We start from the raw sequence: 20,987 nt of genomic DNA, 5'->3' as shown, positions 1-20,987 counted from the left end.
CCCGTAGCGGCTCGGTCAACTGGCCTGGCACATTGCTCAATGGCCGACCGCGTCAGCGCGACGACCTGTTGTTTCAGCTGCGCACTCGCTCGCCCCACGAACTGTGGCTGGTGATCGTTGATGCCTCTGCATCGACCCGCCGTCATCAGGCATTGAGCGATGCCAAGGGCTTGCTGGCGCAGTTGTTCGACGATGCCTATCGCCAGCGTGCGCGTCTGGCGCTGCTCACAGCCAGCGGTGCTACACCGAAGTGGCAGGTGCAGGGATTGAAGGCCTCGACCGGGTTGCGCCATTGGCTCGATGGCCTTGGCGCCGGGGGCGGCACGCCGTTGCTGGCCGCGTTGGGCGAAGCGGGGCGATGGCTTGGTGCACGGCAAAAGCGTTTTCCGGCAGAGCAGCAGCGGTTGTTGCTGGTGACCGATGGACGGCTGAAGGACTGGCCGTTGTTGCCCGTGCTGGAGTGCCCGGGGGTGCTGATCGACATCGAGCGCGGGCCGATCCGGCTCGGGCGCAGCAGGGTGTTGGCGACGCAGTTGCAGGCCGAGTATCGGCACATTGACGAGCTGCTTCCTGGCTGAAGTTTACTTTGTCTGCACGGGCCTCATCGCGAGCAAGCTCGCTCCCACATAGGTCCGGGTGAACACAAAGTCTGTGAACACCGAATGATCCCTGTGGGAGCGAGCTTGCTCGCGAAAGCGGAGGGTCAGTCAACATCAATTTCGGATTACTCCCACATTGGTCCGGGTGAACACAAAGTCTGTGAACACCGAATGATCCCTGTGGGAGCGAGCTTGCTCGCGAAGGCGGAGGGTCAGTCAACATCAATTTCGGATTACTCCCACATTGGTCCGGGTGAGCACAAAGTCTGTGAACACCGAATGATCCCTGTGGGAGCGAGCTTGCTCGCGAAAGCGGAGGGTCAGTCAACATCAATTTCGGATTACTTGCCCATCGCCTGCCGATACTGCCGGGTGCGCTTGCCAATGTACAACCGGTCGAGAATCAACGCCCACAACGCCGAGACTTCAGGCCGGGTTTTGCGTCCACGGCTCAAGCGATGCAGCTGGAATTTGACCACCGCCATGCTCGCCAGCGCCGTCAAGGGCTTGCGTTTCCAGCGGATCGGCGGCAGTTGCGGATGGCTGTCCTGGCCTTCGCGCCAGTGCTTGACCAGGTGTGGTTCCACAGCGAGCGCGGTGCCGATGCCGGCCATGGCAAGGCCGCTGTCGAGGACCTGTTCGACGATTGCCAGACGCCGGATCCCGCCAGTCACCATCACCGGCATCCGCGCCACGCTGGCCAGTTCGCCGGCCATTTCCAGAAAGTACGCCTCCCGCGCCAGGGTTCGGCCGTCGCGCGCCTCGCCTTGCATGGCAGGTGCTTCGTAACTGCCACCGGAGAGTTCCAGCAGGTCGATCGGTTGTTCGTTGAGCCACTGGATCACTTGCCGTGCATCATCGGCATCGAAACCACCGCGCTGGAAATCTGCTGAGTTGAGTTTTACCGACACACAAAATTGCGGCGACACCGCTTGGCGAACCGCCTCGACGACGGACAACAGCAGTCGCGCACGATTTTCCAGGGATCCGCCCCATTGATCGGTGCGCCGATTGGTCAGCGGCGAAAGGAACTGGCTGATCAGGTAGCCGTGGGCGGCGTGGATTTGCACGCCGGTAAAACCGGCTTTCTCGGCCAGTGCGGCGCTGGTGGCGAAACGTCGGATCACCTCCTCGATGTCGTCCGCGTTCATGGGTTTGGGTTCGGCGAACATCCTCGAGAACGGGCCCAGATCCAGCGCAACCGCCGACGGCGCCAGAGCTTGTTGGCCAAGGTTGGCCATGGTCTGGCGGCCAGGATGGTTGAGCTGCACCCAGAAATGCGCACCGCCGGCCCGACCAGCGCTGGCCCACTGGCGGAAGCGCTCCAGGTGGCGCTCGTCTTCCAGCGCTACTCCGCCGGGACCGGTCATGGCGCGACGGTCGATCATTACATTGCCGGTCAGCAACAAGCCGGCCCCGCCCTCGGCCCAGGCCTGATACAGACGAAGCAGGGCCTTGTCGGGTACTTGATCGGTATTGGCGAGGTTCTCTTCCATCGCGGCTTTGGCAATGCGATTGCCGATGGTCTGGCCGTTGGGCAAATTCAACGCTTGAAAGGGCGACATGCTTGGCTCCTCGTAGTGATGAGCAGAGGCTAACCTTAAAGTTAACTTTAATGTCAAGCAGATAAATGGGCCCGCAATGAAGATCGGTGAATTGGCGCAGTTGAGCGGGTTGACCGCATCTCGGATGACCCATGGCAAGGCGCAGTTGCCGGGCTGGATCGACACCCTCCAGGCCCGGCCCGAAGGGGGATTTTTACTGTTGAGCGGGCAAAACAGTTTGAGTGACAGGGTAGGCAAAAGACTCAGTGTTATCGATAGTCGCAAAAACGGTTTGCTCCTCTCCCGGCTTTATGGGAGCAGAAACGTTTCGTAAGAAGCTGATGTATCGGTCTGGCCTCCAGCGGGTTGTACTTAAACCCATGAAAGACGGGAGCAAGGTAGCCCCAGTATAAAATTCCCCAGGTGAAACAGAGAAAATGGTGGTAACGGAGGTTTTGATTGGAAAAAAGATCGCGCCGGGATAAGTGCCACATAACGGATAGCCCGGAGCTCCTTGTGAACATTTTGACGGTGGCTCCTGGCCGACTACCAGTTTGGTGGGCGGTGAACTTACACCCGTTACCACAACCGAAAATGAAATGCCCTTGCCTGGCAGGTTTTGCAGATTCAATTGTGACATCGTGAAGTTACCGTTAGACAGCGTGGATAGCTGCTTCAAAATGACGTCATCGCTGGTTTTCGCCGTTACCATGAACGGGCCTGTAGCCGTGGTCCCAACGATCGTGCCCGAGATGGATGTGGCACTTTTTGAAAGCGGTGTCGTGATGCAAACTTCAGGGCCATTCTGGCCGATGTACTTTCCATTGACCAAGCTGCTGCACTCTTCGCTGACCGTGGAAACAGTCGCGTCCGGATCAATATTACAACCCGTTAAACCCATCCCCAGCGTCGCGCAAACAAATAAAGTTCTCGCCGTATTCATGTTCGATCCCCTTTGGTTTCGATAGTCAGATGCGGCGCCAGTATTTCCTTGCCTACTCAGAAGCGTCTACTGTCATATTTGACAGTAGCAAGCAGATTGGTCGGGTTTAAACAGATCTTTTTTCGATGGCACACATCGCTCGGTTAGCGATGAGGAGGCGCTTTGCAGTAGGTGGGATAGATAGCTTTATTGATGAAATGTGTAGCGATCCTTCCCGGTATGTTTTGACTCATACAAGGCCGCATCGGCCTTGATCAGCGCCTGGTTCAGTGTGTCACCGTCGAGCACCCGGGCCAGGCCGATACTGATGGTCACCGGGTGTCGAGTGGGTTGCTCGCGTACCACTCGACACAGGTCGCCGGCCAGCGTCTCGACGTCTTCGCGGCTAACCCCGGCCAGGTAAATCGCGAACTCCTCGCCACCCAATCGCGCATATTCGTGGTGGGCCGTCACCGACTTGATGTCCTGCGCGATGCGCTTGAGCACCTCATCGCCAATGTCGTGGCCGTAGACGTCGTTGACCTTCTTGAAGTTGTCGATGTCGATCATCGCCAGGTAGTGGTCGTTTTCCCGGGGCACGCTGTTCAACTGCAGGCTTGCGCGGGTCATGAACGAACGGCGATTGGGGATTTCGGTGAGGGTGTCGATGTAGGCCTGGTCCAGCAGCAGCCTGGACATGATGAAGTTGTTGAGCTTGGCCTTGTGCAGCGTCAGGAAGCTGTAGAGGGTCAGGCCGCAGATAAATGTCGTGTAACTGAGGGCCATCACGCCCCCCAGTTCAAACTGTTCGATACCGGTGTTGTAGAAGGGATTGAGAAACCACCAGGTCACCAACTGCGCGGCAAAGAATGACCAGCGGCTCAGCGGCAACACCGAGGCTGTGAACAGGGTGGCCGAAGCCGCCAGCAACAGCCAGGCCGGTTGGTGGTCGTTTCCCAGGCCTTCGATGAGCAGCCGCGTGCCGAAGGCAATGGTGAGCACAAACAGCAGGTTGAGTTTCTGGAAGTGCCGGGCGTCGCGGATAAACAGCAGAATGATGACAAGAATCGTGAAGACCCCGAAGAACACCAGCGAGCGCCAGGTGAATGGCTGCCCGCCGATGAAACTCAGGATCAGGTCGTAAGCAACCCAGACCACGATGCTGGCGATGTAGATCAGTACGCAAAATGTGTGCAGCCGATCGAATTCATGTTGGAGGAACTCGGCCTTGAGCTCAGCCGGCGCCGATTTTTTCAGCACTTCGTCTTCAATGGTTTTGTACATCGCCGACCTTGCCCTTGTGCTGGTTGTCGAGAATCACCTTGCCCCAGGGTCGGTAGCGCAGGGAGAAAACCGATGTCGGGTGGCAACCCGGTGAAGAGGTTTGTGGCGGCATCGGTTCGGCACGGAAGGGTTGTCCGGCAGCGCTGACTTGCCGGAAGGCTTCCCTGACGATGCCGATGGAGCAGGGCAGCGCATTGGCGTAGCCATTGCGAATCAATGGTGGCAAGCGTCCGGTGCCGGCACCGTCTTGCCACCACACCTGGATTCCGGCGTTCGCCAATTCCCCCAGCCATTGGCCATTCACTTGTGGCGCGAGTTTGCCGACGTTGAACACGCTGATGTGCAATGGTGCGTCGAGCTTGCCGGAAAAATCCTTGAGCTGGCGTTGCAATCTTTGTCGGCGATCCAGCGCCAGAAAGTGCAGGTCATCCAGTTCCATGGGCAGATACCAGCCGCTGACGGGGAGTTTCCAGTCCTTGCGCAGTTTCTGCTGCCGGGCCAGCGACTGCCCCAGTTGCGTCTGCCAGTACGTTGCCAGCCCGGCACTGTCAAGCTCATTGATACGCTGGTAATAGGCCGGGTCCATGTACAGGCCCAGCACCAGTTTCAGGCCTTGGGCCTGGGCCTGTTTCAGGCTGCGGGCAAGCCAGCCGTCGGCACCGCCGAAGTCCGAATCGCCGTAGGCCGTCCACTGTACGATCACCGTGTGCACGCCCTGGCGGGCGCTGTCCTGCCAGATCCGCTGCCATTGCGCCTGGCTCAGGTTGGCATCGACATTGAGCGGTTGATAGAAAATCCGTTCGTCGGCATGGGTCGCCGCGGCGCCCAGCAACAGGCACAAAGCCAAAAGAAGTCGCTTCATCAGAAATTCAACTCCACGCCCACCAGCACGCCGTTGCCGCCTTCATACAGATTGCCACCCAACGCTTGTTGATACTCGGTGCGCACCGTCAAGTGCGCGCGATAGGCGTTGTAGACATCGTCGTCGAACCACCATTGCCAACGCAGGCCCAGACCGGTGCGCAGATCCTGGCGCCAGTCGTTGCTCGGGTCCTGGGTAGCGAATTCGAGAAAGCCGTACGGCATGATCGTTTGTGCGCCGTTGAACGGAAGTTTCCAGGTGTGCCCTTGCTGGAAGCGCGACAACCATTGATGGTCGCCGGCCTTGGTCCACCACGCCGCGTCGAGGTAGAGGAAGCGCTCCTCCCAGTCGCTTTCATCGACCCGCCAATCGTTGCGGAATCGACCCTGATCAAGGAACGACGCGGTTGTCCGCAGCAGGTAGTCGGTGGTGGTGTGGCCATCATTGCGGTGATCCTCGGCCTGATCGGACACCTTGTCGGGGACCAGCATCTGGCCGAGGCTCAGGCCATGGTTGTCCTGGTCATCGAACTGGCTTTGTTTGTAGATCTCGCCATAGAAGTTGATGTTGGCGGTGCCCCAGGGCTTGTAGCGCAGGCCGACGCCGGTACCCAGGGATTCGGCATAGCTCGACCTGCCCACGCCGCCAAGCAACACGCGGCCATAGACCGACAGCGTGCTGCCGGCGCGGCTGGGTTCATCGCCCAGTGCGTGGTCCCACATGGCCAGTTGCACGTTCTGTGAACTGGAGCGTCGCTGTGTGCCGATGCTGTCGTCGGGACGCAGGATGTCGTTGGTCGATATCCCGGCCGGTGACCAGGTGCTGGCGATGGTGACTGTGTCGCGACGGGACAGGCTTTCGTGGGCGCGACGCTGGCGATAGCGGCGCGCTTCCATGCTGCCATCCTCGTCATCGGCGGCCACCGGGTTCTGCTCCAGATCGATCACCCGGCGCAGTTCCTTGCGCGCCGAAGCGCTGTCTTCGACCTCGTCATAACGCCAGGCCAGGGTTTCGCCGAGGCGATAGTCTTCCGGGAAATCCTGGGTGGCGCGTTGCAGATACGGGATGGAACCGGCGCGTGCTGCCTTGGTCTCGGCACCGGCCAGGCGCACGCCGTAGTCGGCCCGATAACGGGGATTGTCCGGTTCGCGGCGCGCCGCTTCGGCAAGCCATTCGGTACTTTGTTGCAGGTCGCCGGCCTTTTGCGCCGTGACCGAGGCCGCATAGTAATGCTCGGCATCCGGTACCAGCTGCAGGGCGGACCGCTGGCGTTGCAGCGCGAGGGTGTGATCGCCCTGGGCATCGGCAATCGCCGCGCCCAAGGTCCACTCATTGGCACCACGGGTGCGGCTTAGTTGCCAGTAGCGTTCAGCTGTTTGCGTGTCGCCGATATTCAGGGCGCCGCGGCTGGCGGTGAGGCGGGCATTGTCGCTGAGTTCGGCATCTGGAATGCTGCGCCAGATGGCCAGGGCACCGGCCGAGTCTCCGGCCGCCTCCAGGGCGTAGGCGAGTGGCAGGCGAGTGTTCTGGTCACCCATTTTTTCGGCGGTCTGGTAATACACCACTGCTTCGCCGGGGCGCTCGGGCATTGCACAACGGCCGAGGGCGCGGTAGTCGCCCGCAGCTTGCGGGAGATCACCGATGGCCTGTTGAACCGCGCCGCACTGGCCGTTTTCCGCCAGTTGCGCCAGCAGTTGCCCGCGAGTGGCGGGGTCGACGCGCTTGAGCAGCGAAACAATGCGTTGCTGTTGTGCCGCGGTCGGTGTCGACGCGGCATACAACCCCGCCAACCTTTGCAGCAGGGGCGTCGGCAGCTTGCCGCCGTGGCGGTCGAAGGCGCTCTCGAGCAACTGTTGCGCATGTTCACGATGGCCGGCATTCAGCGCCAGGTAGGTAGCCTGGTTGAGCGAATCGAGGTTGCCGGTCTGCTGGTAATGCCGCTCCCAGAATGCCGCCGCTTCGGTATCGTGATCCGATGCCTGGAGCAGTTCAGCGCGGCGTTTGACCACGTCGGCGGTCTGCGGCTGGCTGGCGAGGTAGGCCATGACTTTGTCGCTGCGGCCTTCCTCCTGCCAGACGTCGAGCAGGTGTTCGCGGCGTCGCGTGTCCCAAGGCTCCGGTAGACGGGTCGTTTGCAGCAGGTCGGTGGCTTGCAGGCGCTGGGCGAGGACCAGCCAGGCCTGCGGGTTTTCTTCGGGTTGGCAACTTTTCAATTGGCTCAGCGCAGCTTGCGGATCACGACGCGACAGCCAGTCGGCGGTCTCCAGGCATGGCCGCTGCAACTCACCACTCAAGCGTTGTACCGTGGCGCTGTCGCCGGTTTGCCGCGCCAGTTCCCACAGACGCTGGCGTTGCGCCGGGTCGGCAAGATCGGCAGGCGGCAGCGATTGCATCCAGCGCTGCGCCTGCTGGACCTGGCCCATGGCAATCGCCCGGTCGACCATGGCCAGCCGGGTCTTGCGCGCGGCTTCCGGGCTTGGCGCTGTTTGCAGCAGTTGCTGCAAGGATTGCTCGTCGAGGCGTTGCACGTAGGCGTTGGCCAGGCGTTGCCAGCTTTGGGCATCGAGTTGTTGGTTAGCGGCCAGTGGCGCCAGTTCCTTGATGGTGCCATCCCAATCGCGCAGTTGCTCGGACCAGTTGGCCCGGGCCTGTTGCAGCGCTTGCTCATCACCCTTGGGTGGCAGTTGCGCCAGCCAGTCATGGGCCGAGGCCGCGCCGCCGCGCTTGGCCAGGCTCGCGCTGTAGGCCTGCCACAGGCGCACGCGATGCTCCAGATTGCTGGAGGCTATCCATTGCTCCACCTGTTTTCTGTCCGGCGGATCCTGTTCGATCCAGGCCAGGCGCAGGTTGAGCAGGCTATCGCTGTTGGACGGGGTATCCGGCAGCGCTTGCAGGGCATCTTCGTAGCGTTGCTGCTTGACCAGCGATTGCACCAGTAACGCCCGTGCTTCATCGTTTTGCGGCACTTTGCTCAGCAGGTGGCGCATCAGCCGTTCGACTTCCTTCCAGTTGCCGTTTTTCGCTTCGCGGTAACTGCGGTCCATATAGGGGTAACTGCGGAACTGATCGAAATCGGTCAAGGGTTCGGCTTGCACCCACGCCGTGGTGTTCAGGCAGAGCAACAGGCTACCGGCCATCAAGGTCTGACGATGGACAGGCTTCATGCGGCCTCCCGGGCAATGCAGTACGCTGCGTGCTGCTCGCTCGTCTGATCGACCAGGGCCTGCTCGAGGATTTCCTGTGTGATCATGCCGCGTTCAATCAAGTGTTCACCGAGAGACATTTTTTCCGCATCGAAATCGATCAGCGCCTGATTGAACAGGGTTGGCGGCACCATGCCGCGTACTTGCAACAGATTGCCCAGCAACACTTGGTGATGGCTGACGCGCTCAATCAGGTCTTCGTCGTCCTGATTTTGCTCAAGCACCTCAAGCATCTGATGCACTTCCTCGCTTTGACGAGGGCTGGCGTACCAGTAGCGGATCCCCAGCGTCACCCGGCCTTGTGGTGCAAGGCGGCAACGCACCGGGCGTTTCAGTTGACGGCTGATGGCGCCCAGGGACACCTGGCTCACCGGACCTTCGGAGGCCAGCACCAGGGTTTCGTTCTCCTCGGCGACCGGCAACACGCCGTAGTGTGTAGCGATTTTGCGCGGCACGGCGTCGATCAGGCGTTTGTCGAGCTTGAACGGATTGAGTGGCGCCCATTCCAGGTCCAGTTGTTCGGCCAGGGCCTGCACCAGTTGCGTGGTGTCGATGTGCCCGCGCAGCAGCAGTTCCTGACCCAGGCGTCGGCGTACCGGGTTGGTGATCGCGGCTTCGAGTTGATCTTCAGACAGCAGGCCTTTTTCCACCAGGCGATGGCCCAGCGGGGTGCGCTGGGCTTCAGCCAGGGCCGGAAACTCATGGGTGGTCTTGTCCCAGGCGACGCGACGGGAATCGCCCATTTCCATCACCTGGCGCAACGCCCGAACGTTGGCGAAAAAATTCACGAAATTGCTCCACACCATCCGGGGCGCCGACAGCAGTCCTTCGCCGAGTCCGTAAAAACGGGTGACAAACCAACCGCGCTGGAATAGCCGGTTGAGCAGCATGAAGCCATTGAGCCACAGCAGGCCCGCCAACAACGTGCTGTCAGAGAGGATCGACGGGAACCGCCAGGCGGTCGGCGCGATCACGGTGACCAGCCACATCGCCAGCAACACCACCAGCAGTATGTTCACCAGGAAGCTCAACAGGTACGCAATCAGGCCACGGCGGTCGCGCCACAGAAAATAATTGAGCAGGCCTTTGCTGCTCCAGCCCAGATTCTTGGTGCCCTGGAACACGATGCCGACGATCCAGCGCGACTTCTGCCGGATCGCGTACTGCAAGTCCCGGGGAAAGTGCTCGCGCACACAGATCACCTGGGAAAAGGCGCGGTCCATGCCGAACACCCATGGTTGTTCCAGTGCCAGTTTCGGGTCGGTCACCGAATAACGGGCAAAGATGCACTTCATGCCTTTTTGCTTGAGGCGGAAACCGATGTCGTAGTCTTCGGTGAGGCTCTGCACGTCGAAGGCGATACCGTCACCGTCTTCGAGCAGGGCACTGATGGCCTTACGGCTGAAACAGGTGCCGACCCCGGCGCTGGGCACTTGCCCGGTCAGTGCTTCACGCACGATGACGTCCTTGCCATGGTTCTCGGCGAACTCGTCGACGTAGTGCCCGGCAGTGAAGCCATGCCATTCCGGCGCGTAGGGATAGACCGGAATCTGGATCAGGTCCTTGGCCGGCAGCAGGTAGTTGAACAGGCGCAACTCCATGGGTGAAATCACGTCCTCGGCATCGTGCAGGATGAAGCCGGCGAACTGGATCTTTGCATCGTTTTCAAAGCGCAGGATGGCGTCGATCACGTTGTTCAGGCAGTCAGCCTTGCTGGTAGGACCGGGACGGGCGCACACCACTTTGTGCACGTTGGGATAATGCAGGCACACCGCATCGACGTCGGCCTGGGTCTCGGCATCGTTGGGGTAGGTGCCGACGAAAATCTGATAGTTCTCGTAGTCGATGGTCGAGGCGGCCAGGCGCGCCATTTCACCAACCACGCCGACTTCGTTCCACGCCGGCACCATGATCGCCAGGGGTTTTTCGCCGATGGAATACAGCCGTTGCTCATCGGCTCGGTCGAATTTTTCATAGATCCGCCAGCGCCGGATCAGCTTGCGGGTCCAGTACACCAGGTCGATGAACAGGTCATCGAGGCCGAGTATGAACATCAGCAGGGCCAGGGTAATCGCGAGGTATTTGAGACCGAACAACACATAGGCAAAGAAGTCGACAAACACCAGGCTCATACGGCTTTACCCGCCGTGCGGTGTTTGAGCCAGATGCCGAGGCGATTGGCGATGCGTTCGCTGGCGTGTCCGTCGCCATAGGGGCTATGGACCCGGCTCATTCGCTGGAAGGTGGCTTCATCATCGAACAACAGGCTCGATTCCCTGACGATGCGGTCGGTGTCGGTGCCCACCAGCACCACGGTTCCGCCTTCGAGCGCCGATGGCCGCTCCGTGACATCGCGCAGCACCAGAAGCGGCTTGCCAATGGCTGGTGCTTCCTCCTGGATGCCACCGGAATCGGTGAGAATGAAATAGGCGCGGTCCATCAGCCAGACGAAATGCTGGTAATCCTGCGGTGCCACCAGATAGATATTGGGTTTGTCCGAGAGGACGCTGTAGACCGCCTTTTGCACCTGCGGATTGAGGTGCACCGGGTAGACGAATTGCGCATCGGGATAACGTTCGGCAAGGGTGGCCAGAGCCAGGCAGATGTTGCGAAAACCGCCGCCGAAATTCTCCCGGCGATGCCCGGTGATCAGCACCATGCGCCTGTTGTCGTCGAGCACCGCCAGCGGCGAGTCGGCGGCCGGGTGCCAGTGGATTTCCTGTTGGTGTTTGCGCATCCATACCAGCGCATCGATCACCGTGTTACCGGTGACCTCGATGTTGGCCTTGGACACACCTTCGCGCAGCAGGTTGTCCTGGCTGATGGTGGTCGGCGCGAAATGCAGGTCGGCGATGACACCGGTCAGGTGCCGGTTGGCTTCCTCAGGCCAGGGTGCACGCAAGTTACCGGTACGCAAACCTGCCTCGACGTGGCCGATGGGTATCTGGCGATTGAAGGCGGCGAGGGCGGCAATGAAGCTGGTGGTGGTGTCGCCGTGTACCAGCACGATATCCGGATGCACCCGCTCGTAGGCTTTGTCGAGATGCCCCAGCAATTGTTCGGAGAGACCGTTGAGGGTCTGGCCCTGGGTCATCACCTGCAAGTCTTCATCGACCGTCAGCTCGAACGAGTCGAGGACCTGCTTGAGCATTTCCCGGTGCTGGCCTGTGGAGCAGATGTTCAGGGTTATACCTGGCCAATTGCGCAGGACCCGTGCCAGGGGGGCCATCTTGATGGCCTCCGGACGCGTACCGAAAACCATCATGACTTTAAATGACATCAACCCTCCTGGGACCGCGCACGCCGAACACGTCGCGGCTGCTAAAACCGGTAATTTCCTGAACATAGAATAAAGCAGTCGGGTGGGCGGTTGTCCAATGAAGCTGCTCTGAGTCGCGGGTGTTGCTTCGAGTGGGGTCATGTGCACCCAATTGAGAACCAGATACCCGTCCCTCTGATTCAAAACAAATTTCAATCCCTCTCACATTCCCTCCACATCCTGTGGCACACTTTCTGCCGCTTATTCCGTTATTGCACAATTAATTCCGTTATAGCGGAACAATAACTTCCAGTCAGGAGAAACACCCATGAGCATTACTCGTTACGGCACCGGCAGCACCGCCGGCGGCGGTCAGCCTCGTCCATTCGCCCGCGCTGTCGAAGCCGATGGCTGGCTGCACGTGTCCGGCCAGGTGCCGGCGCTGGATGGCGAGATCATTGTCGGTGGTATCGTCGAGCAGACTCACCAGACCATGAAGAACCTGATCGCTATCCTTGAAGAGGCCGGTTATGGCCTCGAAGACGTGGTGCGCACTGGCGTGTGGCTGGAAGACCCGCGGGATTTCTGGAGCTTCAACAAGGTGTTCTCCGAGTACTTCAAGCCTGAACATGCCCCGGCGCGGGCCTGCGTGCAGGCGAACATGATGGTCGACTGCAAGATCGAGATCGACTGCATTGCGTACAAGAAAAAGGCTTGAACCGAGTCGCGCCCATCGCGGGCAAGCCACGCTCCCACAGGTTTGTGTGCTGCCACAGATTGCAGACACACCACCATTGCCTGTGGGAGCGGGCTTGCCCGCGAAGGCGGCCTAACGGTGAGCGCGGCACACTGGGTAAACTCCAGGCGACCATGAATGGGAACCACTGAAATGACCGAAGACACCATCAAGCGCCGGGCACGCGGGCTGGACCGGGCGTTCGATATCCTCGATTTCCTCAAGGAGATCGGCCAGCCCCTGCGTCCGAACGACATCGCCAGCGGCATCGGCAGCCCCAAATCCACGGTCTACGAACTGGTGGCCTCGCTGCTGGAACGACGCATCCTGGAGCCGGTGGGCAAGGACGGTCATGTCTACCTCGGTCGCCAGTTATACTTTCTCGGGCAGGCACACCTGCGACATTTCGACCTGACTCGCGAGGCCGATCACGCCTTGCAGGAAATCGTCAGCCAGACCCGTGAAACGGCGCAGATGTGCCTGCTCAACGGGCGCAAGTACACCGTTGCGCTGATGAAGGAGGGGGAGCGGCATTTCCGCATTTCCTCGGACATCGGTGAAAACGCGCCCATCCCCTGGACCGCATCCGGGCGCTTGCTGCTGGCGCACCTGAGCGACCAGGCAATCGTCGACCTGATCGACCGCGACGACTTCATCCTGCCCAACGGCGAACGCTTGGAACTTGCGCAGTTTCTCAAGGAAATCCGTCAGGCCGGTATCGATGGTTTCTTTTCCTTCGATAGCGTCGCCGACACCTTTACCCATTGCTTCGCCGCACCGGTCAAAGACCCCAACGGCGTGGCCATCGCGACCCTGTGCATCGTCGCCCCCCGGGCCGATGCCAAGAACAACTACAACGACTACCGCCGGGTGCTGATCGAAAGCGCCAATAGCCTGGCCCGTCGCATCAACGAATAACAGTGGCTGCCTGCGGCCGCGTGAACGAGGAGTTCGACCATGTCTTCTGCCCCCAATACTGCCGCCGTGGAAAAAGGCACCGCACCCAAGGGCGCCAGCCTGGTGCGTGACGTCAGCCTGCCTGCGCTGGTACTGCACCGCGAGGCGCTGGAACACAACATTCGCTGGATGCAGGCGTTCGTCAGCGACAGCGGAGCGGAACTCGCGCCCCATGGCAAAACCAGCATGACCCCGGCGCTGTTCCGGCGCCAACTGGACGCCGGTGCCTGGGGCATCACCCTGGCCAGCGCCACCCAAACCCGTGCGGCCTACGCTCATGGTGTGCGCCGGGTGCTGATGGCCAACCAGTTGGTCGGTACGCCGAACATGGCGCTGATTGCCGACCTGCTGGCCGACCCGACGTTCGACTTCTATTGCATGGTCGATCACCCGGACAACGTCGCCGACCTCGGCGCCTATTTCGCCTCCCGTGGCGTGCGTTTGAACGTCATGATCGAATACGGCGTGGTCGGTGGTCGCTGCGGTTGCCGCAGCGAGCAGCAAGTGCTCGACCTGGCCAAGGCCATCGCCGCGCAACCGGCGCTGGCCCTGACCGGGATCGAAGGCTACGAAGGGGTGATCCACGGCGATCACGCAGTGACCGGTATCCGCGATTTCGCCGCATCACTGGTGCGTCTGGCGGTGCAGTTGCAAGACAGCGGTGCCTTCGCCATCCCCAAGCCGATCATCACCGCGTCGGGTTCGGCCTGGTATGACCTGATTGCCGAGTCGTTTGAAGCACAGAACGCCGCCGGGCGTTTCCTCAGTGTTCTGCGTCCCGGCAGTTACGTGGCCCATGATCATGGCATCTACAAGGAAGCGCAGTGCTGCGTGCTCGACCGTCGCAGCGACCTGCACGAAGGCCTGCGTCCGGCGCTGGAGGTGTGGGCGCACGTGCAGTCGCTGCCGGAGCCGGGGTTTGCGGTGATTGCCCTGGGCAAGCGCGACGTGGCCTACGACGCCGGTTTGCCGGTGCCATTGCTGCGCTACAAGGCGGGCGTCGTACCGGCCGAAGGCGATGATGTGAGCGTCTGCAAGGTGACTGCGGTGATGGACCAGCATGCGTTCATGACCGTGGCACCGGGGGTTGATCTGCGGGTGGGCGACATCATTTCGTTTGGCACTTCGCACCCGTGCCTGACGTTCGACAAGTGGCGTGTCGGGTGCCTGGTGGATGAGCAACTGAACGTCATCGAGACGATGGAAACCTGTTTCTAAGGGTTTGAGATCGAGTTGCGGCCATCGCGAGCAAGCTCGCTCCCACATTGGATCTATGGCGTTTACAAAATCCCTGTGGGAGCGAGCTTGCTCGCGATGGCGGCCGACCAGACAACACCGAAACACCAGAGACCCCACAACAATGAACACCATCAACACCCTGGGCCCCAACACTCCACGCATCGCCCTGATCGGCGAGTGCATGATCGAGTTGCAGCATCGCGCCGACGGCAGCCTGCAACAGAGCTTCGGCGGCGATACATTGAACACGGCCGTGTACCTGTCCCGGGAACTGGGAGAGGACGGCTCCGTGGACTACGTCACCGCCCTGGGCGATGACAGTTTCAGCGACGCGATGTGCCAGAGTTGGGCGGCGGAAAATATCGGGCTCGCCATGGTCCAGCGTCTGCCCGGACGCCTGCCGGGTTTGTATTGCATCCAGACTGACGCTGCCGGTGAGCGACGCTTCCTGTACTGGCGCAACGAAGCGGCCGTCCGCGATTGCTTCACCACCCCGGCCGCCGCGCCGATTCTCGCCGCGCTGCCGGATTATGATGTGCTGTACTTCAGCGGCATCACCCTGGCGGTACTCGGTGCGCAAGGTCGGGAAAAACTGCTGGAAACCCTGATCGAAGCCCGCCAGCGCGATGCGCGAATCGTGTTCGACAACAACTACCGGCCACGGCTGTGGGCATCGGTCGAGGACGCCCGGGCGGCATATCGCAGTGTGCTGGCGTATGTCGACCTGGCGTTGCTGACGGTGGATGACGAACAGGCGTTGTTTGGTTATGCCGATGGTGACGCGGTGTTTGCCGCGTATGAGCAGATCGGTACGCCGGAAGTGGTGCTCAAGCGCGGCGCACAAGCGTGCCTGATTCGTTGTGATGGAGAGTCGTTCGAAGTGCCCGCGCAGAAGGTCGAGCGGGTGGTGGACACCACGGCGGCGGGGGATTCGTTCAGCGCGGCGTATCTGGCTTCGCGGCTCAAGGGCGGCAGCCCTTCGCAAGCCGCCGAGGCCGGGCATCGGTTGGCGAGCCGGGTGATTCAGGTGCCGGGGGCGCTGATTCCCAGAGATTGAAATGCATTAACTGGGGCGAGGGGGGCTTTGTGGCGAGGGGGCTTGCCCCCGTTGGGCTGCGAAGCAGCCCCAAACCCTGTCTACCGGATTTATCTGACATGCCGAGTGCAGCGAACTCACGAGTGCTGCGCACTCGAACGGGGGCAAGCCCCCTCGCCACAGGGGCCTGACCAGCCACTCAATCCCGGTAAAACACCTGCACCAGGTGATACCCGAACTTGCTCTTGATCGGCCCATGCACCACCCGCAGCGGTTTCTTGAAGATCACCGCATCAATCACGCCGACCATCTGTCCCGGCCGCACTTCACCGAGATCGCCGCCGCGTTTGCCCGATGGGCAGGTCGAATACTTCTTGGCCAGCACGTCGAACGCTTCGCCCTTGGCGATGCGTTGTTTGAGCTGCTCGGCTTCTTCCGAGGTTTTCACCAGAATATGGCGGGCTTGAGCTTTCATTGGCGGTACCTTGCAACGGTGGTGGCTATGTGGGCGGCAGTGGGGGCGCGCGATTATGCCTCAACTCAGTCCGATTGACTGATCATCGTGCGAATCTTGTTGGCCAGCAGATCGATGGAAAACGGCTTGGCCACCATGTCCATGCCCTCTTCGAGAAAACCCTGGCGCTCGGCGGCGATCTCGGCGTAACCGGTCATGAACAGCACTTTCAGTTCGGGACGATGCTGACGGGCGATTTCCGCCAGTTGGCGGCCGTTCATGCCCGGCAACCCGACGTCCGTCACCAGCAGGTCCACCCGCAGGTCCGACTCCAGCAGCGGCAGGGCGCCCTTGGCATCTTCGGCTTCATGGGCTCGGTAACCGAGCTCATTGAGCAGGTCCAATACCAGCATGCGCACCGCCGCATCGTCCTCGACCAGCATCACGGTTTCGCCGGCAATGGCCGCCGGTGCCTCGCCGATGACGGGCGACAAAACTTTTTCCGACTCGGTCGAATGCAGGCGCGGAAGGTACAAACGCACGCTGGTGCCCCGTCCCGGCAGGCTGAACAGAGTGACGTGGCCCCCCGATTGCTGGGCGAAACCGTAAATCATCGACAAGCCCAAACCGGTGCCCTGGCCGATGGGCTTGGTGGTGAAGAACGGGTCGAATGCCTTGGCCAGCACCGAGGGCGTCATGCCGGTGCCGTTGTCGCTGACGGCAATCATCACGTAGTCACCGGCCTTGACCGGTTCCAGGGTCGTCATGTCACTGCCGTCGAGGTACACGTTGGCCGTTTCGATCTGCAACTCGCCGCCATCGGGCATGGCGTCTCGGGCGTTGATCACCAGGTTGAGCAGGGCGTTTTCCAGTTGGCTGACATCGGTGTTGACCCGCCAGATGTTCTCGGCCAGTTGCAGGTCGAGCTCGATATGGTCGCCCTTGGTGCGCCTGAACAAGTCTTCCAGAGAGTGGATCAGCTCGTTGGGGTTGAGCGGCTTGCGATTGAGTGATTGGCGGCGGGAGAACGCCAGCAGGCGATGGGTGAGGGCGGCGGCGCGGTTGGCCGAGGACACGGCCGCTTCGGTGAATCGACCGATCTCGCTGGCGCGGCCGTCGGCAATGTAGCGTTGCATCAGGTCGAGGCTGCCGATGATACCGGTGAGCATGTTGTTGAAGTCATGGGCGATGCCGCCGGTAAGCTGGCCGACCGCTTCCATTTTCTGCGCATGGCGCAAGGCGTCTTCGGCACGTTCGCGCTCGAACATCTCGTTTTGCAGGCGCTCGTTGGCTTCGGCCAGTTGGCGGGTGCGGGCGGCAACCCGTTCTTCAAGGGTTTCGTTGAGGTTACGCAGGGCTTCTTCGGTCTTTTTGCGCTCGGTTTCGTCGATCACAAAGATGTAGAAACCGTTCACGGCGCCATCCGCGCCGTGGCGTGGCAGGTAATTCATCAAGGCCTGGCGGATGCTGCCGTCGCGGTGTGGCGTGCTGATGCTGAAACAGCACGGCCGGCCGGACAGCGCTTCCTTGATGTGCGGAGCGCGCAGCGCATAGGCTTCTTCGCCGAGCACTTCAAGAATGGTTCGCCCGTAAAGCTCTTGCGGCGTCAGCCCGTACCAGTCGAGGTACGCCGCATTGTTCAGGCGAAAGCGTTCTTCGCGGTCGACGTAGCTGATCAGGACCGGCATGGCGTTGATGATCAGTTGCAGCTCGGTCTGGCTCTGGCGCAGGGCCTGTTCGGTGTGTTTGCGCTCGGTCAGGTCCAGGGCGGCGCCGAGGAAGCGCACTGGCCGGCCATGGTGATCCTTGTAGCAGCGACCGCGGGCAAATACCCAGCGCATCTGGCCGTCGGTTTGCAGCAGGCGATACTCCTCGGCGTATTCGGTGCCATGGGTGATGCAATGCTTGATGCTGCGGGCGATCAGGGCGCGGTCTTCGGGGTGTACGCCGTGCAGGTATTCACTGATCGGCAATTGACTGGCCATGGCCGGGTCGATGCCATGCAGTTGGGCAAAATGCGCATCGGCGATGAAGCGGTCCTCGCTGATGTCCCAGTCCCAGGTACCGACCGCATCGGTGGCGGCGAGGGCCAGTTGCAGGCGTTCCTCGGTTTCACGCTGGGCCTTGAGGCTGGCCGCCGAGCGCTGTTCGAGTTCGAGGGCGATGCGCCGGCGTTCGTTGGTTTCGATGGCGGTGACCAGGATCCCGGACACCTGGGCACCTTCGTCGCGGATCGGGCTGTAGGTCAGGTCGAGCCAGAAGTCAGACTCCCGGCCCCCGCGTTGCAGGGTAAAGCGCTGCTCGCTGTAGGTTCGCACCTGACCTTGCAGGACGGCGCTGTAGATCGGGTCGGTGAAGTCTTGCAACTCGGGCCAGATCAGGTGTGTCGGTTGTCCGAAAGCGTGCGGATGCTTGCTCCCGGCGAGCAGGGCGAAGCCGTCGTTGTAGATTTGCGTCAGTTGCGGGCCCCATAACAGCAGCATCGGCATCGGTGAATGAATGACGATGTCCACGGCGGTTCGCAGGCTTTGTGGCCAAGTGCTGGCAGCGCCCAGCGGGCTGCTTGCCCAGTCGATTCGGGCGATCAAGGCCTGGGCATCGCTGGCGGTTGGTATTGCGTTCATCAAGGAGTCCTGCACATGAGTCGCTTTGGCTGGGACTATTCTTGCACAGGTGATAGGTGCAGGTTGATTCGAAGGCTTGAGCGGTTACTGTGGGAGCGAGCTTGCTCGCGATGGCGTCGGGTCACGTTGCATTGATGTCAACTGACACTCCGCTATCGCGAGCAAGCTCGCTCCCACAGGTAATCCCATTTCAATCCATCAGTTCGGGCCGGTCACGAAATTGCTCCAGCGCCTCGGGATTGGCCAAGGCATCAGTGTTCTTCACTTTCTGCCCATGCACCACATTGCGCACCGCCAGCTCAACGACCTTGCCGCTGATGGTCCGGGGAATGTCCGTCACTGCCACAATCTTCGCCGGCACATGACGCGGCGTGGTATTGGCGCGAATCACCTGGCGGATCTGCTGTTGCAGGGCCTCGTCCAGTTCGAGCCCGTCGCGCAAGCGCACGAACAGCACCACCCGCACGTCGTCCTGCCACTGCTGACCGATCGCCACGCAGTCGAGCACCTGGGGAACTTTCTCCACCTGGCGATAGATTTCCGCCGTGCCGATGCGCACGCCGCCGGGGTTGAGCACGGCATCGGAGCGTCCGTGGATCATCATCCCGCCATGGGGCAGTTGTTCGGCGTAATCACCTTGGGCCCAGACGCCGGGGAACAGGCTGAAATAGGATTTGTGCAGTTTTTCGCCATCAGGATCGTTCCACAGGCCAATGGGCATCGCCGGGAAATGCCGGGTGCAGACCAGTTCGCCTTTTTCACCGATCACCGGGTGGCCTTCGTCGTTCCACACTTCAACGGCCATGCCCAGGCTCTTGCCCATGATTTCGCCGCGCCGCACGGGCGACATCGGGTTGCCGTTGACGAAGCACGAGACGATGTCGGTGCCGCCGGACATCGAAGCCAGGCACACGTCAGCCTTGAAGTCGCGATAGACGAAGTCGTAACTGTGCGGCGACAGCGCCGAGCCGGTGCAAAGCAACGTCTTGAGGCTGCTCAGGTCATGACTTTCACGGGGCTTGATACCGCTGCTTTCCAGGGTTGCGAGGTATTTGGGACTGGTGCCGAAGACGCTGATGCATTCGTCGTCGATCAGGTCGATCAAGCGTTGTGGCTCGGGCTGGAACGGTGAGCCATCGTACAGCACCACGGAACTGCCTGTGGCCAGTGCCGACACCAACCAGTTCCACATCATCCAGCCGCAGGTGGTGTAGTAGAACAGCCGTTCACCGGGGCCTAGATCGCCATGCAGGCCGTGTTCCTTGACGTGTTGCAGCAACACGCCGCCGGTGCTGTGGATGATGCATTTGGGCACGCCGGTGGTGCCGCTGGAGTAGAGGATGTACAGCGGATGGGCGAAGGGCACGGGGACGAAATCCGGCTCGCCGCCGGGTTCGTAGAAATCGTCCCACAGCGTCAAGTTGGCCTGGGTGTGGAATTCTTCGATGTGCGCCTGTGGCCGAGCGTAAGGCACGACGATCAGCTGTTGCAGCGAAGGCAGACGCTGGAGGATCTCGTTGACCTTGGCGGTCTGGTCTATCTCCTTGCCGGCATAGCGGTAGCCAGCGCAGGTCACCAGTACTTTCGGTTCGATCTGACCGAAACGGTCAACCACCCCTTGGGTGCCGAAGTCCGGTGAGGAGCAGGACCAGATAGCGCCAAGGCTGGTGGTGGCGAGCATGGCCACCAGGGTCTGCCAGGTGTTGGGCATGCACGCGGCGACCCGGTCACCCACACCGACGCCGGCGGCGATCAAGCCATTCTGAAAACCGGCGACCTGCTCGGCGAGTTCAGCCCAGGTCAAATGTTCACGCTGACCGTTTTCGCCGACGGCTATCACGGCGATCGCATCGTCGCGACGCTGTAGCAGGTGTTCGGCAAAGTTCAGCGTTGCACCGGGGAACCATTGGGCGCTGGGCATCCGCGGGCCTTCGAGCAGCACGGCGTCGGGCTGCTCGTGGAAGCGGATGTCGAAGAAATCGACGATGGTCTGCCAGAAGTCCGGGCGCTGATCGATGGACCATCGGTGCAGGGCAGGGTAGTCGTCGATCTTGAGGTGGTGTCGCTGATTGATGAAGCGCCGAAAGGCTTCCATGCGGGTCTTGCCAATGCGTTTGGCGTCGGGTTGCCAGAGGATGTCGGACATGGTTTGCCTCTTCTTTTTTATGCCTTCACACAGGCTGATGTGGAGCCGGCTTTTGTGGCGAGGGAGCTTGTGTGGCGAGGGGGCTTGCCCCCGTTCGGCTGCGAAGCAGTCGTGAATCAGAC

At 61.1% G+C, this 20,987-nt stretch carries 15 protein-coding genes; 5 read left to right on the top strand and 10 right to left on the bottom strand.

From position 1 onward, the window contains the following. The first annotated feature begins 32 nt into the window (after positions 1–32). Complete coding sequence (locus KW840_RS25650) at positions 33–578, top strand: VWA domain-containing protein (RefSeq protein ID WP_167362867.1); 546 nt, start codon at positions 33–35, stop codon at positions 576–578. A gap of 362 nt (positions 579–940) precedes the next feature. Here KW840_RS25650 and KW840_RS25645 read toward each other — a convergent pair whose 3' ends face one another. The 7 genes from KW840_RS25645 to wecB all read right to left on the bottom strand — a co-directional run bounded on the left by KW840_RS25645 (position 941) and on the right by wecB (position 11,694). Beyond that, a complete protein-coding gene (locus tag KW840_RS25645; protein ID WP_218498193.1) occupies positions 941–2,164 on the bottom strand; it encodes an NADH:flavin oxidoreductase/NADH oxidase family protein in 1,224 nt (407 codons plus the stop codon). A gap of 193 nt (positions 2,165–2,357) precedes the next feature. Further along, the gene (locus tag KW840_RS25640; RefSeq protein ID WP_218498192.1) at positions 2,358–3,086 is read right to left on the bottom strand and encodes a hypothetical protein; all 729 of its coding nucleotides are present in this window, start codon (positions 3,084–3,086) and stop codon (positions 2,358–2,360) included. A 186-nt stretch (positions 3,087–3,272) separates the two neighbouring features. Next, the gene (locus KW840_RS25635; RefSeq protein ID WP_057714580.1) at positions 3,273–4,349 is read right to left on the bottom strand and encodes a diguanylate cyclase; all 1,077 of its coding nucleotides are present in this window, start codon (positions 4,347–4,349) and stop codon (positions 3,273–3,275) included. Then, positions 4,333–5,211 (bottom strand): DUF4434 family protein, encoded by an 879-nt coding sequence (locus KW840_RS25630; protein WP_218498191.1) that lies wholly within the window; start codon positions 5,209–5,211, stop codon positions 4,333–4,335. The genes KW840_RS25635 and KW840_RS25630 overlap by 17 nt, the downstream gene beginning before the upstream one ends. After that, positions 5,211–8,375, bottom strand: coding sequence for a tetratricopeptide repeat protein (locus KW840_RS25625; RefSeq protein ID WP_218498190.1), 3,165 nt, complete (start codon positions 8,373–8,375; stop codon positions 5,211–5,213). Before KW840_RS25625 ends, KW840_RS25630 begins: the two co-directional genes overlap by 1 nt. After that, entirely contained in the window at positions 8,372–10,546 is a 2,175-nt protein-coding gene (gene nrfB / locus KW840_RS25620; protein ID WP_218498189.1) for a cyclic di-3',5'-guanylate-activated glycosyltransferase NrfB, read from the bottom strand. The genes KW840_RS25625 and nrfB overlap by 4 nt, the downstream gene beginning before the upstream one ends. Further along, a complete protein-coding gene (gene wecB, locus KW840_RS25615; RefSeq protein WP_057714588.1) occupies positions 10,543–11,694 on the bottom strand; it encodes a non-hydrolyzing UDP-N-acetylglucosamine 2-epimerase in 1,152 nt (383 codons plus the stop codon). The genes nrfB and wecB overlap by 4 nt, the downstream gene beginning before the upstream one ends. Positions 11,695–12,001: 307 nt before the next feature. On the opposite strand from wecB, the gene KW840_RS25610 reads away from it, so the two are divergent. From KW840_RS25610 to KW840_RS25595, 4 genes are all read left to right on the top strand, one after another. Beyond that, positions 12,002–12,391, top strand: coding sequence for a RidA family protein (locus KW840_RS25610; RefSeq protein WP_218498188.1), 390 nt, complete (start codon positions 12,002–12,004; stop codon positions 12,389–12,391). Positions 12,392–12,562: 171 nt separating this feature from the next. Continuing rightward, positions 12,563–13,327 (top strand): IclR family transcriptional regulator, encoded by a 765-nt coding sequence (locus KW840_RS25605; protein WP_218498212.1) that lies wholly within the window; start codon positions 12,563–12,565, stop codon positions 13,325–13,327. A gap of 39 nt (positions 13,328–13,366) precedes the next feature. Continuing rightward, on the top strand, positions 13,367–14,584 hold the full coding sequence (locus tag KW840_RS25600) for an amino acid deaminase (RefSeq protein WP_057714593.1): 1,218 nt from the start codon (positions 13,367–13,369) through the stop codon (positions 14,582–14,584). A 142-nt stretch (positions 14,585–14,726) separates the two neighbouring features. Beyond that, complete coding sequence (locus KW840_RS25595) at positions 14,727–15,662, top strand: sugar kinase (RefSeq protein ID WP_218498187.1); 936 nt, start codon at positions 14,727–14,729, stop codon at positions 15,660–15,662. Positions 15,663–15,840: 178 nt separating this feature from the next. Here KW840_RS25595 and KW840_RS25590 read toward each other — a convergent pair whose 3' ends face one another. From KW840_RS25590 to KW840_RS25580, 3 genes are all read right to left on the bottom strand, one after another. Beyond that, a complete protein-coding gene (locus KW840_RS25590) occupies positions 15,841–16,116 on the bottom strand; it encodes a peptidylprolyl isomerase (RefSeq protein ID WP_007898282.1) in 276 nt (91 codons plus the stop codon). Between the two features lie 65 nt (positions 16,117–16,181). Continuing rightward, entirely contained in the window at positions 16,182–18,719 is a 2,538-nt protein-coding gene (locus tag KW840_RS25585; protein WP_218498186.1) for a PAS domain-containing sensor histidine kinase, read from the bottom strand. Positions 18,720–18,909: 190 nt separating this feature from the next. Continuing rightward, positions 18,910–20,865 (bottom strand): acetoacetate--CoA ligase, encoded by a 1,956-nt coding sequence (locus tag KW840_RS25580; RefSeq protein WP_218498185.1) that lies wholly within the window; start codon positions 20,863–20,865, stop codon positions 18,910–18,912. Positions 20,866–20,987 lie beyond the last annotated feature (122 nt).

Origin of the sequence: Pseudomonas sp. PDM30 (genome assembly GCF_019218985.1) — a bacterium.
Lineage (GTDB): Bacteria > Pseudomonadota > Gammaproteobacteria > Pseudomonadales > Pseudomonadaceae > Aquipseudomonas > Aquipseudomonas jessenii.
The sequence above is the reverse complement of the archived record's forward strand: the minus strand, read 5'-3'. Positions and strand labels throughout refer to the sequence as shown.